Origin of the sequence: Citrobacter sp. KTE30, assembly GCF_000398825.1 — a bacterium.
Lineage (GTDB): Bacteria > Pseudomonadota > Gammaproteobacteria > Enterobacterales > Enterobacteriaceae > Citrobacter > Citrobacter freundii.
Map to the genome: position 1 here is coordinate 3,179,889 of NZ_KB976055.1, position 12,659 is coordinate 3,192,547.

14 protein-coding genes are annotated in these 12,659 nt (G+C 53.8%); 4 read left to right on the forward strand and 10 right to left on the reverse strand.

Features of this window, described 5'->3' with window-relative positions:
* Positions 1-76: 76 nt before the first annotated feature.
* Both ptsJ and WC1_RS07860 read left to right on the forward strand, forming a co-directional pair.
* Positions 77-1,369, forward strand: a complete 1,293-nt coding sequence (ptsJ, locus tag WC1_RS07865; RefSeq protein ID WP_016150734.1) for a MocR-like B6 salvage transcription factor PtsJ — start codon at positions 77-79, stop codon at positions 1,367-1,369.
* A 13-nt stretch (positions 1,370-1,382) separates the two neighbouring features.
* Positions 1,383-2,099: a type 1 glutamine amidotransferase gene (locus WC1_RS07860; RefSeq protein WP_003838553.1), complete on the forward strand. Its 717-nt coding sequence runs from the start codon at positions 1,383-1,385 to the stop codon at positions 2,097-2,099.
* Positions 2,100-2,190: 91 nt separating this feature from the next.
* On the opposite strand, the gene cysM is transcribed toward WC1_RS07860, so the two are convergent.
* The 10 genes from cysM to WC1_RS07810 all read right to left on the reverse strand — a co-directional run bounded on the left by cysM (position 2,191) and on the right by WC1_RS07810 (position 10,593).
* On the reverse strand, positions 2,191-3,102 hold the full coding sequence (cysM, locus tag WC1_RS07855; RefSeq protein WP_003838552.1) for a cysteine synthase CysM: 912 nt from the start codon (positions 3,100-3,102) through the stop codon (positions 2,191-2,193).
* A 67-nt stretch (positions 3,103-3,169) separates the two neighbouring features.
* Entirely contained in the window at positions 3,170-4,267 is a 1,098-nt protein-coding gene (cysA, locus tag WC1_RS07850; protein ID WP_003038066.1) for a sulfate/thiosulfate ABC transporter ATP-binding protein CysA, read from the reverse strand.
* Positions 4,257-5,132, reverse strand: a complete 876-nt coding sequence (gene cysW, locus WC1_RS07845) for a sulfate/thiosulfate ABC transporter permease CysW (RefSeq protein ID WP_003038064.1) — start codon at positions 5,130-5,132, stop codon at positions 4,257-4,259. Before cysW ends, cysA begins: the two co-directional genes overlap by 11 nt.
* On the reverse strand, positions 5,132-5,965 hold the full coding sequence (gene cysT, locus WC1_RS07840) for a sulfate/thiosulfate ABC transporter permease CysT (protein ID WP_003038061.1): 834 nt from the start codon (positions 5,963-5,965) through the stop codon (positions 5,132-5,134). Before cysT ends, cysW begins: the two co-directional genes overlap by 1 nt.
* Positions 5,966-6,982 carry a thiosulfate/sulfate ABC transporter substrate-binding protein CysP gene (gene cysP, locus WC1_RS07835; protein ID WP_003038059.1) on the reverse strand — a complete coding sequence of 339 codons (1,017 nt, stop codon included), beginning with the start codon at positions 6,980-6,982 and terminating at the stop codon, positions 5,966-5,968.
* 157 nt (positions 6,983-7,139) lie between these two features.
* Complete coding sequence (ucpA, locus tag WC1_RS07830) at positions 7,140-7,931, reverse strand: SDR family oxidoreductase UcpA (RefSeq protein ID WP_003038057.1); 792 nt, start codon at positions 7,929-7,931, stop codon at positions 7,140-7,142.
* 172 nt (positions 7,932-8,103) lie between these two features.
* Positions 8,104-9,003 carry a porphyrinogen peroxidase gene (gene yfeX / locus WC1_RS07825; protein WP_003838547.1) on the reverse strand — a complete coding sequence of 300 codons (900 nt, stop codon included), beginning with the start codon at positions 9,001-9,003 and terminating at the stop codon, positions 8,104-8,106.
* Positions 9,004-9,096: 93 nt separating this feature from the next.
* On the reverse strand, positions 9,097-9,672 hold the full coding sequence (locus tag WC1_RS07820; RefSeq protein WP_016150735.1) for an RpoE-regulated lipoprotein: 576 nt from the start codon (positions 9,670-9,672) through the stop codon (positions 9,097-9,099).
* A gap of 59 nt (positions 9,673-9,731) precedes the next feature.
* Complete coding sequence (locus tag WC1_RS07815) at positions 9,732-10,181, reverse strand: DUF2919 domain-containing protein (protein ID WP_003038050.1); 450 nt, start codon at positions 10,179-10,181, stop codon at positions 9,732-9,734.
* Positions 10,168-10,593 carry a GNAT family acetyltransferase gene (locus WC1_RS07810; RefSeq protein ID WP_003038048.1) on the reverse strand — a complete coding sequence of 142 codons (426 nt, stop codon included), beginning with the start codon at positions 10,591-10,593 and terminating at the stop codon, positions 10,168-10,170. Before WC1_RS07810 ends, WC1_RS07815 begins: the two co-directional genes overlap by 14 nt.
* Before the next feature lie 212 nt (positions 10,594-10,805).
* Here WC1_RS07810 and amiA point away from each other — a divergent pair, with 212 nt between their 5' ends.
* Positions 10,806-11,675 carry an N-acetylmuramoyl-L-alanine amidase AmiA gene (gene amiA / locus WC1_RS07805; RefSeq protein WP_003038046.1) on the forward strand — a complete coding sequence of 290 codons (870 nt, stop codon included), beginning with the start codon at positions 10,806-10,808 and terminating at the stop codon, positions 11,673-11,675.
* Between the two features lie 2 nt (positions 11,676-11,677).
* The gene (gene hemF / locus WC1_RS07800) at positions 11,678-12,577 is read left to right on the forward strand and encodes an oxygen-dependent coproporphyrinogen oxidase (protein WP_016150736.1); all 900 of its coding nucleotides are present in this window, start codon (positions 11,678-11,680) and stop codon (positions 12,575-12,577) included.
* Positions 12,578-12,659 lie beyond the last annotated feature (82 nt).

The window sequence follows — 12,659 nt, forward strand, 5'->3', positions numbered from 1 at the left end:
CTCCTCTCGCTGGACAGCGGGTCTACGCCTCACTATTATCGTCATATGCTAAAATTCATTTTGTCATAGGTCAATAATGATCGACGGAAAAACCGCTAACGAAATTTTTGACAGTATCCGTCAACATGTCACTACAGGCACGCTGGCAGTGGGAGAAACGTTACCGCCAGTGCGGGAACTGGCAACGGAATTAAACGTGAACCGCAATACTGTCGCGGCGGCTTACAAACGCCTGGTCACCTCCGGGTTGGCACAGAGCCTGGGACGCAACGGTACGGTGATTAAGGGGATTACTGCCCCCGTAGCACTGGAAGGTGGTAATCCGGATACCCCGCTTATCGATCTTTCCGGCGGTAATCCAGCGCCCTCGCGACTTCCTGACCTGAGTAATTATTTTGCGAAGATAAATAAGAGTCCGCGCTTGTACGGCGATGCCGCTGTGTCACCTGGACTTAAGGCGTGGGCATCAGAATGGATGCAAAATGCAATGCCCGGCAAAGGGGAAATTGATATTACCAGCGGTGCCATTGATGCTATCGAACGGCTACTGTGCGCCCATTTGCTGCCTGGTGATAGCGTTGTCGTAGAAGATCCATGCTTTTTAAGCAGCATCAACATGCTGCGCTATGCCGGGTTCTCAGCAAACCCGGCCAGCGTTGACCGCGAAGGCATGCTGCCGGACCAGCTGGAACTCGCGCTACAGAAAGGCGCGCGGGCAGTAATTCTGACACCGCGCGCGCATAACCCGACAGGATGCAGCCTGAGCGCCTCACGCGCGGCGCAATTGCAGGAAATTCTGGCCCGCTATCCGCAGACGCTGGTGATTGTCGACGACCACTTTGCGCTGCTATCTGCTTGCCACTGGTATCCGGTGATTGCGAAGGAAACCACGCACTGGGCGGTTGTCCGCTCGATGTCAAAAACGTTAGGACCAGATTTACGCCTGGCCATTGTGGCCAGCGATCCGCTCACTTCAGGGAAGCTACGTTTAAGGCTTAACTCCGGCAGTCAGTGGGTCAGCCATCTGCTGCAGGATTTGGCCTGCGCCTGCCTGAATGACGAGACTTACCAACACACGCTGGCGCAAACTCAGCAATTTTACGCCGCCCAGCAGCAAAAGTTGACGGCAGCTCTGCGGCGACATGGCATTGAGTTGCCCGTTGGTGACGGTCTGAATATGTGGCTACCGCTGGAAGATAACAGCCAGGCGATCGCTTTTGCGCTGGCAAAGTCCGGCTGGCTGGTACGCGAAGGCGAAGTGTTTGGCGTCAATACGCCTGCGCACGGCCTGCGCATTACGCTGTCAACATTATCAGACAGCGACATTGATAAGCTGGCGACTGATATCCATCAGGCGCTAAAGCGCTAACAGGAGAGAAAAAGTGCGAGTTCATTTTGTTATTCATGAGTCTTTTGAATCTGCTGGCGCGTATCTGCCGTGGGCTGAATCACGCGGCTATACCATCACCTGGTCGCACGTTTACGCCGGGGAAGCGGTCCCTGCGAACGCGGATGGCTTCGATATGTTGGTGGTGTTTGGCGGTCCGCAGTCCCCCCGGACCACGCTGGCAGAGTGCCCGTACTTTGATTCTCAGGCTGAGCAGCATCTGATCAATCAGGCGATTGCGGCACGTAAAATTGTGGTGGGGATCTGCCTGGGTTCACAGTTAATCGGCGAAGCGCTGGGTGCGAAGGTGTGCCAGAGTCCGGAAAAAGAGATTGGTCACTACCCGATCACCCTGACCGAAGCAGGCCAACAGCATCCGTTGTTCAGCCATTTTGGTTCACCGCTTACCGTCGGTCACTGGCACAACGATATGCCTGGATTAACCGACCAGGCGACAATTCTCGCCACAAGCGAGGGCTGCCCGCGACAAATCGTACAATACGGTAATTTCGTCTATGGTTTTCAGTGCCATATGGAATTTACGGCTGATGCTATAGAAGGGCTTATTCAACACTCCGAACAAGAACTGGCGGAAGCTAAAGGCAAGCGCTTCATCCGCTCCGTTGAAGAGATGCGCGCATGGGATTATCAGCAGATGAATGAGAAGCTGTGGCAATTCCTTGATAAGCTTGTGGAAAAACGTAACGATTGATTATGGCAGGCCGGATAAGACGCTTTACGTCGTCATCCGGCGATCGTGCCGTACGTTTGCCTGATGGCGCTATGCTTATCAGGCCTACAAACTAAATCCCTGATCCCTGGTTAAAGTGCTCTTCGCCAAACACGCCGGTTGAAAGGTAGCGATCGCCGCGATCGCAGATGATCGCCACCACCACCGCTCCCGGATTTTGTTCGGCCACGCGAATCGCTCCGGCTACTGCGCCGCCGGAACTAACGCCGCAGAATACACCCTCTTTCACCGCCAGCGCGCGCATGGTGTTTTCCGCATCGTTCTGATGAATATCCAATACCTCATCCACCAGCGAGGCGTTAAAAATGCCCGGCATATATTCCGCAGGCCAGCGGCGAATTCCCGGAATACTACTGCCCTCTTCCGGCTGCAGGCCAACGATGGTAACCGCTTTTTCTTGCTCACGCAGAAAACGCGACACACCGGTAATAGTGCCTGTTGTTCCCATACTGGAGACAAAGTGGGTAATACGACCTGACGTCTGCTGCCAAATTTCCGGTCCGGTGGTGGTGTAATGCGCGTACGGGTTATCCGGATTATTAAATTGGTCGAGAAGTTTACCTTCTCCGCGCTGCGCCATTTCAAGAGCTAAGTCACGCGCGCCTTCCATCCCCTGCTCTTTGGTCACCAGAACCAGTTCAGCCCCGTAAGCACGCATCGCCGCTCGGCGCTCCTGGCTCATGTTGTCTGGCATCAGCAGCTTCATGCGGTAGCCCTTCAGCGCGGCGATCATTGCCAGAGCAATTCCGGTATTACCGCTGGTAGCCTCGATCAGCACATCACCAGGCTTAATTTCTCCACGTTTTTCCGCTTCGACAATCATCGACAGCGCAGCCCGGTCTTTCACCGAACCCGCGGGATTATTGCCTTCCAGCTTGACCCAAATTTCACTGCCGTTATCCGGCGCCAGACGTTGTAGTTTCACCAGAGGCGTATTGCCAATTGTTTGTTCTAATGTGTTCACGTTTTGAGCTCGTAAAAAAGCCCGGGGGCGCAGCGCTTACCGGGCGATAAACATACTTTTTAACCTATCAGGCACTTTGCGCCAGAGCAAGTTCCTCTTCACGCGTTTCAATGCGCTGGTCGCCGTTATACAGACGCGCATTTTGCAGCCCGACAAACAGCCGCTCGCCGCGGCTTGGGGAATCATCGCCCTGCATGATGACCGTCAGCGGTTCGTTATACCACCCCAGCGGTTGGACAACTAATTGGGTGTAGTGTCCTTTCGGGCTGGCTTCCAGTACCTGTACCGGCAACGGCGAATCCAGGCTGGTACGACGGCTGACGTCCACTTCCCACGGACGCAGAAACAGATCCACCGGTCCCTGATAACCAGGCGTATAACCCAGCGGCCAGCGGTGTGCGCCCACGTGGAATTGTCCACCGCGAATCGTTCCTTGTAGGCGGTTAACCTCGCCCATAAATTCCAGGACAAAACGGGTAGCTGGTTCGCGCCATACCTGATCGGGCGCATCGGCCTGCTCGATATGACCCTGACTCATCACTACCACGCGATCGGCAACTTCCGTCGCTTCTTCCTGGTCGTGGGTAACAAACACGCTGGTGAACTTCAGCTCTTCATGCAGCTGACGCAGCCAACGACGCAGTTCTTTACGTACCTGCGCATCGAGCGCGCCAAACGGCTCGTCGAGCAGCAGGATCTGCGGCTCTACCGCCAGCGCACGCGCCAACGCCACACGCTGCTTTTGCCCACCAGAAAGCTGCGCTGGGAAGCGGTCCGCCAGATGAGCCAATTGAACCATCTCCAGCAGTTTGGTGACTTTTGCTTTGATGGCCGCCGCATTCGGGCGCTCACGCCGTGGCAGGACCGTCAGACCAAACGCGATATTGTCGAAAACGGTCATATGACGAAACAGCGCATAGTGCTGGAATACGAATCCCACTTTACGGTCGCGAGCATGCAAACGACTGACGTCGGTGCCGTGAAAACGGATATGCCCGCTGGACTGATGCTCCAGCCCGGCAATAATGCGCAGCAGCGTGGTTTTGCCCGAGCCGGATGGCCCCAGCAGCGCGACCATCTGACCTGAAGGAATATCCAGCGAGATATCGTTCAGCACCTGGGTGCGACCAAAAGACTTCTTAATATTGGCAATCTCAATGCTCATGATTTTCCTCCTGCTGCGCGCGTTTCTCCTGGTTCTCCAGACGCCATTGCAACATGCTCTTCAAAAACAGGGTAATAATCGCCATCAGCGTTAATAGCGCCGCGGCAGTAAAGGAGCCGACCGTGTTGTAGTCCTGCTCCAGTAATTCAATTTGTAGCGGTAGCGATAGGGTTTCGCCGCGAATCGAGCCGGATACCACCGACACCGCGCCAAACTCGCCAATCGCACGGGCGTTGGTCAACACCACGCCGTACAGCAGCGCCCAACGAATATTCGGCAGCGTAACGCGGCGGAACATCTGCCAGCCGGACGCGCCCAGCAACACAGCCGCTTCATCTTCATTACTACCCTGGCTTAACATCACCGGCACCAACTCGCGCACCACAAACGGACAGGTCACGAATACCGTCACCAGCACCATCCCCGGCCAGGCAAACATAATTTGCAGATTATGCTCATCCAGCCATCCACCCAGCGGACCGTTAGAGCCGTAAAACAGCAGATATACCAGGCCGGCAACCACCGGCGAGACGGCAAACGGAATATCCAGTAAGGTCAGCAACAACTGGCGTCCTGGGAAGTTAAAACGGGTCACCAGCCAGGCCAGCAACACACCAAACACCAGGTTCACCGGCACCGCAATCAGCGCAATCAGCACCGTCAGCCAGATGGCATGCAGCATGTCCGGATCCGCCAGGTTCTGTAATACCGGCATTAATCCCTTGCTGAACGCCTGCACGAAGATGTAAATCATCGGCACCAGCAAAATAAACGCGGAGACCAGCATGCCCGTGCCGATCAGAAACCATTTCCCCCAGTTGATGCGGGGCGCGCCATAGCGTTTCAATTGGGTAATGTCTGCCATTAGTGACCTACCACACGTCGACCAAAGCGACTTTGCAGGGTGTTAATTGAAAACAGCAGCAACAACGAAGCCCCGAGGATCACAGAAGCAATCGCGCTGGCGGCCGGGTAGTCAAACTCCTGCAAGCGAACAAAAATCATCAGCGAGGTCACTTCCGTTTTCCATGCGATGTTCCCAGCGATAAAGATAACCGCGCCAAACTCACCGAGGCTGCGGGTAAACGAAAGCGCAACGCCCGCCACCAGCGCGGGGGACAGCTCCGGCAGCACCACTTTACGGAAACTCTGCCAGCGCGTAGCACCGAGCGTTTCCGCCGCTTCTTCATATTCAGGACCTAATTCTTCCAGCACCGGCTGGACGGTACGCACCACAAACGGAATGCTGGTAAACGCCATCGCCACCGCGATACCAAGCCAGGTGTAGGTCACCTTGATATCCAGCTTCGCCAGCCACTCGCCGTAGAAGCCATTAACCGAAAACAGCGACGCCAGCGTCAGACCCGCCACCGCTGTAGGCAGCGCAAACGGCAGATCCATCAGTGCATCCAACAGCGTACGGCCCGGAAAGCGATAGCGGGTTAAGATCCACGCCATCAGCAAACCGAACACGCCGTTAAAAATCGACGCCACAAACGCCGACAGCAGCGTCACTTTATAAGCCGCCACCACCTGCGGATTGGTAATCACATCCCAGTATTGCGCCCAGCTCATTTGCGCCAGTTGCATCACCAGCGCGCTCAGCGGCAGCAGCAATATCAGGCAGACAAACAGTAAGCTTGTACCCAGGCTCAAAGTGAAGCCGGGCAGCACGCGTCGGGAAGAAACAGCAAACATTTACTTACGCCCCGCCGCCAGCAGTTTGTCCAGCTCTCCACCGCTGACAAAGTGTGTTTTCATCACTTCAGGCCACGAACCAAACTTATCTTCCACACGGAACAATTCGGTCTGCGGGAATTTATCTTGCTGTTTGTCCATCACCTGCGGGTTATTCACGCGGTAGTAGAAATCGGTAATAATGGTTTGCGCCTGCGGGCTGTACAGCCAGGTCAGGTACGCTTTAGCTGCTTTTTCAGTACCGTTGGCTTGCACATTTTTATCTACCCAGGCCACCGGGAATTCGGCGAGGATATTGGTTTTCGGGATAACCACTTCAAAACCCTGCGCTTCATACTGTTTACGAATGTTGTTCACTTCTGATTCGAAGCTGATCAGCACATCGCCCAGACCGCGCTCTGCAAAGGTGGTGGTAGCACCGCGACCGCCGGTATCAAACACTTCGACGTTTTTCAGAAACTGGGTCATGAACTGTTCGGTTTTGGTTTTATCACCACCGTCGGCTTTATCCGCAGCACCCCACGCCGCCAGATAGGTATAGCGCGCGTTACCGGAGGTTTTTGGGTTCGGGAAAATCAGTTTCACATCAGAACGCACAAGGTCATTCCAGTCATGAATGTTTTTCGGGTTCCCCTTACGCACCAGGAAACCCATGGTGGAATAGAACGGCGAGCTGTTATTCGGCAGGCGGCTTTGCCAGTCGGCGGGGATCAGTTTGCCTTTGTCATGCAGGATCTGCACGTCGGTGACCTGGTTATAGGTCACCACATCGGCTTTCAGCCCCTGCAGAATCGCCAGAGCCTGTTTTGATGACCCGGCATGAGATTGTTTAATCGTCAGTTTGTCACCGCCGTTATCCTTCGCCCATTGCTGTTCAAACGGTGGATTAAGGGCGGCAAAAAGCTCACGGGAAACATCGTATGAACTGTTCAGCAGTTCCGTTGCCTGCGCCTGCCCCACCAGCAACAGCATGGCTGCCAGCGTCAGTGTTCTTTTTTTCAGTAAGTTAACGGCCATTGCGCACCCTTATAAATTTAATGACTTTCTTATGGTCATCATATTTATAACCAGTGCTAAAGGAGTAACGGTTTTATATACCGTTTGATGATTTGAAAGTTGAAAAGAGAATAAGAGAATCCCTCCCCACACCGAGTGAGGAGGAGACCGGCATCAATCAGACGCCGACGCTAACGCTTTCAGGCAGGGTGCTACCGCCATCAATCACGTTTTGCGTGCCAGTTAAGTAACTGGACTCATCCGAGGCCAGGAACGCCGCCAGTTCACCGACCTCAAGCGGACAGGCCAGACGACGCATCGGGATCGCTTTCGCCATTTCGACTAAAACGGATTCAGGATCTTCCGGGTTAGATTGACGCGCAATGCTTTCCGCCATCGGCGTACGAACGTAGCCTGGGCAAATGGCATTAACGCGAATGCCTGACTGCGCATATTCTACCGCCAGGGATTTGGTCAAACCGATGATTGCGGCTTTCGACAGTGCGTAGGCCGTTTCGCCCGGGTCGGCAACCATATCGCCGGTCACCGATGACATCATCACGATGCGCCCGTCTTTGCGCGCAATCATCTCCGGCAGAACGGCTTTCGTCACATTCCAGACGCCTTTAATGTTGATATCAATGTGGAAATCGCGATCTTCATCGCTCATATCAAGGAAGTTGCCGAGGCGGCATACGCCGGCATTGTTCACCAGAATATCGATTTTGCCTTCAATCTGCTTCGCACGCATCACCGCTTCCTTGACCGACGCAAAATCTCTGACGTCAGCGTGAACGGCTGTGCAACGGTGCCCTCGCCCAGCCAACTCATCCGCCAGTTTTTCAATCTCATCGGAGATATCCAGCAGAATTAAGTTCGCACCATGGCGGGCAAACGTTCTGGCGATACCCTCGCCAATACCCTGAGATGCGCCCGTAATCAATGCTGTTTTGCCCGTGAGTTTTCCCATTTCAATATTCTCCTTTTGAATATGAAGCCTTCGCTTCATTCACGCAGAAGATACAGCAATAACAAATTAGTGCTGAGGAATAGCTCACTAAATCAGGTTAATCTCAGGTAAAAAAAATCCCCGACGATGCGGGGATGTCTATTTCGTGGCCGATAACAGGATCAGATCGCCATTACAGCGCCATTAAACGGTCCAGCGACGGTGCAAAGTAATAGCCGCCGGTTACCGGTTTGGTGAAGCGCAGCATTGCATCACGCTTACCGTCGGTGTCACCAAACATGCTCAGCAACTGTTGTTCAATGTTGTGCAGACGGGCGCAGTAGGCGCAGAAATAGAGACCATGCGTGCCGCTGGCAGTGCCGTATGGCAGGCTCTGGCGTACAATTTTCAGCCCTTTACCGTCTTCTTTGAGGTCAACACGGCTCAGGTGAGAGGTGACCGGACGGTCATCACCGTCGATCTCTTCGTTGGCTTCCTTGGTTCGGCCAATCATCATTTCCTGGTCATGGATGCTCATGCGATTAAGCTGCTTCAGGTTATGTTCCCAACGCTGCACAAACACATAGCTGCCACCGGCATCCACACCATCTTTGATAACGGCGACTTCACGGCGCGTTTCTTCGCCTGCCGGGTTTTCCGTACCGTCAACAAAGCCGCTGAGATCGCGCTCTTCGACCCAACGGAAACCGTGGATTTCTTCTTTGACTTCAATACAGTCGCCAAATGCTTCCATTGCCGCCTGCGCAACGGAGAAATTCACGTCATGACGCAAAGAGAGAATATGGATCAACACGTCATATTGGGTTGCAGGTGCCAGACCTTTACCGTAAGGGATAAAGTCTTTTAACTCTTCCGCACCGACGCCGCCGCTCAATGCACGCCAGGTGTTGTTGCCAAAAGCGACAACCGCGCCCAGATGCGCATCCGGGAACTTAGCTTCAAAGGTCGCCAGCTTATCGGCGAAGGTTTTGCTGGCCGCACGCAGGGCCTCAACGTCGCCTTTAACATTGGCTTCAATCCAAATCGCCGCACGGCAATGTTCTGGCAAAATGCCACTCTGAACCTGAGACATTGTTCCTCCTGAAAAAAAGATGCCACGACATCGTGGCATTGATTGGCGCTATTCTACCTGTTTTTTTAACAAGCCGATTTGTTCAGACGCAAATTAACGCCGCCAGATAATTTTGCTTACTTTCCACGCTTTCAGCGTGTCGTCAGACGGCATTATATCCTCAGGCCCGCTCCATTCACCGGAAAAAATATAGCTAATATGTTGACTTCCTTCAGCTTTACACTCAACGCCCGCGCTGTCATCGCCGGTTGCCTTTTGGCAATTACCGAAAGCTTTAGTGTAAAGGTCGCTAAACGGTGTACCGATTTCGACACCCGCGACTGACGAAATATCGTGGTCTAACACATCAATACGACTAATGGTTCCCTGGCTGCCATTGATGACTATCGCCAGCTTGTCGTCTTTCATCGCTTCATAGAAGCGCACCACATTTCCGTTATCAGTCTTCATCCCGCTACGCAGGCGGTAATCACCGTCCAGCGCATCAGCAATGGCTTTTTCATCCAGTGGTGTCGCGCCCGTTAACGCTCCGACGCCCTGCTCTGTGACCTGCGTTGAAGAACCAAACCAGTTCCACGGATTAGCGGCAGACCAGTTCACCGAGGACAACGTTGAACATCCGGCCAGTAGCAGCGGCATCGCGCATAAAGTCAAACGCAGTGATTTCATTTCACTTCCTTCCTTATTTATCAACGTTGCTTGGAGTCCGGTTTCCCCAAAAAGTGCCGTTATTCTTTCTCAAGGGAAAAACAGGCGCGCAGACGTTGATTGGTTAACAGCCAGATCAGTGCGACGATATCCGCCACCAGCAGCGCCAGCCCGACACCGTTGAGCGGATCGCCTGTCAGCCACATCACCGGCTGCCAGCACAGCAGCACCAGTTGAGCGAGAATCAATAATCCGCGCAGCCAGCGCCAGATTACCGGAAACGCAAAGCGTCGCCCGCTGAGTAAAAACGCCAACACGGCGGGAACGCCGGGGAGCAAACCCAGCCAGAATGCGTCATGATCGGGATAAAACAGATTCAGCAACGTGTTGCCCTGCTCACGAGAAGAACCGGCTATCACAAACAAAACCCAGGTGCGTGCCTGTAACAACAGTACGCACCAGAAGAGAAAAGGCAGGCGCAGACGCCCATGACCGTCATAGTCGGCCGGATGAAACTCAGTACTCTTCATCTTCAATCAAACGCTTGCCCAGATTGAGTACATCCGCATGTTCATAGCCCAGACGTTCATACATGCCCTGAACAACATCGTTATCGTCACGCACCATGATTTGAATCTTCGGGCAACCGCGGGCAATGAGCTTTTTCTCCAACCGGTTGAGTAGCGCATTGGCGATACCGCGACCGCGAAACTCAGGATGCACGCCCAGGTAATAGGCGGAACCGCGATGCCCGTCGTATCCGCCCATCACCGTACCGACCACCTCACCGTTCACTTCAGCGACGAGGAACAAGCTGACGTCATGATTGACTTTACGTTCGATGTCCATTTCAGGGTCGTTCCATGGACGCAGCAAATCACAACGCTCCCAGAGGGTAATCACCTCTTCGAAATCTTCCTGGCGAAAAACGCGTATTTCCATGGTATTGGTTACCTTTTCAGGACGTTAAAAAGCGATTATGGCGCGAACGGCTGATTTAGCCAATATCTGACGCGAAGCGGCGGAAAAAATGGCATAATACGGAATTGTCACGTATTGAAATGAAAAGTAAAACAATTCTTATCTCGATCCGTCGCAACGGACTACGCGATACGATATAACGTTTAGAACCTTTTTTTTACAACTCAGGCCGTATGAGCACTTTTAAACCACTAAAAACACTCACATCGCGCCGCCAGGTGCTGAAAGCCGGGCTGGCCGCCCTGACGCTGTCAGGCATGTCGCAAGCCATCGCTAAAGAAGAAGCGCTAAAGACCAGTAATGGACACAGCAAACCGAAAGCGAAAAAATCAGGCGCTAAGCGTGTTGTTGTTCTTGATCCGGGGCACGGCGGGATTGATACCGGCGCAATTGGTCGCAACGGATCGAAAGAAAAGCACGTGGTGCTGGCGATTGCCAAAAACGTGCGCTCAATCCTACGCAACCAGGGGATTGATGCACGCCTGACCCGCTCCGGCGATACGTTTATTCCGCTCTACGATCGCGTCGAGATCGCCCACAAACATGGCGCAGATCTTTTCATGTCGATCCACGCCGACGGTTTTACCAATCCGAGCGCTGCGGGTGCTTCGGTCTTTGCCTTATCCAATCGCGGTGCCAGTAGCGCCATGGCGAAATATCTGTCCGATCGTGAAAACCGGGCCGATGAAGTCGCCGGGAAGAAGGCCACCGACAAAGATCATTTGTTGCAGCAGGTGCTGTTCGATCTGGTGCAAACTGACACCATTAAAAACAGCCTGACGTTAGGCTCGCATATTCTTAAGAAGATCAAGCCGGTACACCGTCTGCACAGTCGCAGCACGGAACAAGCCGCCTTCGTGGTGCTAAAATCACCTTCGATTCCGTCGGTCCTGGTCGAAACCTCGTTCATCACCAACCCGGAAGAAGAACGATTACTGGGGACGGCTGCGTTTCGTCAGAAAATCGCCACCGCTATCGCCAATGGCATCATCAGCTATTTCCACTGGTTTGATAACCAGAAAGCACACTCGAAGAAACGTTAACCATGAAGCCCGATGTACAACGCGTAAAACAGTTCCTGCTCAACTTGCAGGATGAGATTTGTCAGCAGTTATCCACCATAGACGGCACCGAATTTGTTGAGGATAACTGGCAACGCGAAGCGGGCGGCGGCGGGCGCAGTCGAGTGTTGCGTAACGGCGGTATTTTCGAGCAAGCAGGCGTCAACTTCTCTCATGTCCATGGCGATGCAATGCCGGCCTCGGCTACTGCACATCGCCCGGAGCTTGCCGGGCGTAGCTTTGAAGCGATGGGCGTCTCGTTGGTGGTGCATCCGCAGAATCCTTACATTCCGACCAGCCATGCCAACGTACGTTTTTTTATCGCGGAGAAACCGGGCGCCGACCCGGTGTGGTGGTTTGGCGGCGGCTTTGACTTAACACCCTACTACGGCTTTGATGAGGATGCAGTTCACTGGCACCGCACGGCGCGGGATCTATGCCAGCCGTTCGGCGAAGATGTTTATCCCCGTTACAAAAAGTGGTGCGATGACTACTTCTTCCTCAAGCACCGCAACGAGCAGCGCGGCATTGGCGGGCTGTTCTTCGATGATTTGAATACGCCAGATTTCGAGCACTGCTTCGCCTTTATGCAGGCTGTTGGAAAGGGTTATACCGAGGCATATTTGCCCATCGTTGAGCGCCGCAAAGCAATGAGCTGGGGCGAGCGTGAACGCAATTTTCAGCTTTATCGTCGCGGACGCTATGTGGAATTTAACCTGGTGTGGGATCGCGGCACATTATTCGGTTTGCAAACCGGCGGGCGCACGGAATCGATTCTGATGTCGATGCCGCCGCTGGTACGCTGGGAGTATGACTGGCAGCCAGAAGCGAACAGCCCGGAAGCCGCCCTTAGCGAGTTTATTCAGGTCCGCGACTGGGTGTAATGGCCTGATAGCGACACAATTCGTAGGCCGGATAAGACGCAAGGCGTCGCCATCCGGCAGCGCAGCAAGCACAATTGCCTGA

What these genes read in the sequence shown, in the direction of transcription:
- ucpA (WP_003038057.1), bottom strand. Translation starts at nt 7,931, where the DNA reads ATGGGAAAACTCACGGGCAAAACAGCATTGATTACGGGCGCATCTCAG.
- ptsJ (WP_016150734.1), top strand. Translation starts at nt 77, where the DNA reads ATGATCGACGGAAAAACCGCTAACGAAATTTTTGACAGTATCCGTCAA.
- cysW (WP_003038064.1), bottom strand. Translation starts at nt 5,132, where the DNA reads ATGGCAGACATTACCCAATTGAAACGCTATGGCGCGCCCCGCATCAAC.
- WC1_RS07820 (WP_016150735.1), bottom strand. Translation starts at nt 9,672, where the DNA reads ATGAAATCACTGCGTTTGACTTTATGCGCGATGCCGCTGCTACTGGCC.
- cysA (WP_003038066.1), bottom strand. Translation starts at nt 4,267, where the DNA reads ATGAGCATTGAGATTGCCAATATTAAGAAGTCTTTTGGTCGCACCCAG.
- cysP (WP_003038059.1), bottom strand. Translation starts at nt 6,982, where the DNA reads ATGGCCGTTAACTTACTGAAAAAAAGAACACTGACGCTGGCAGCCATG.
- yfeX (WP_003838547.1), bottom strand. Translation starts at nt 9,003, where the DNA reads ATGTCTCAGGTTCAGAGTGGCATTTTGCCAGAACATTGCCGTGCGGCG.
- WC1_RS07815 (WP_003038050.1), bottom strand. Translation starts at nt 10,181, where the DNA reads ATGAAGAGTACTGAGTTTCATCCGGCCGACTATGACGGTCATGGGCGT.
- amiA (WP_003038046.1), top strand. Translation starts at nt 10,806, where the DNA reads ATGAGCACTTTTAAACCACTAAAAACACTCACATCGCGCCGCCAGGTG.
- cysT (WP_003038061.1), bottom strand. Translation starts at nt 5,965, where the DNA reads ATGTTTGCTGTTTCTTCCCGACGCGTGCTGCCCGGCTTCACTTTGAGC.
- WC1_RS07810 (WP_003038048.1), bottom strand. Translation starts at nt 10,593, where the DNA reads ATGGAAATACGCGTTTTTCGCCAGGAAGATTTCGAAGAGGTGATTACC.
- hemF (WP_016150736.1), top strand. Translation starts at nt 11,678, where the DNA reads ATGAAGCCCGATGTACAACGCGTAAAACAGTTCCTGCTCAACTTGCAG.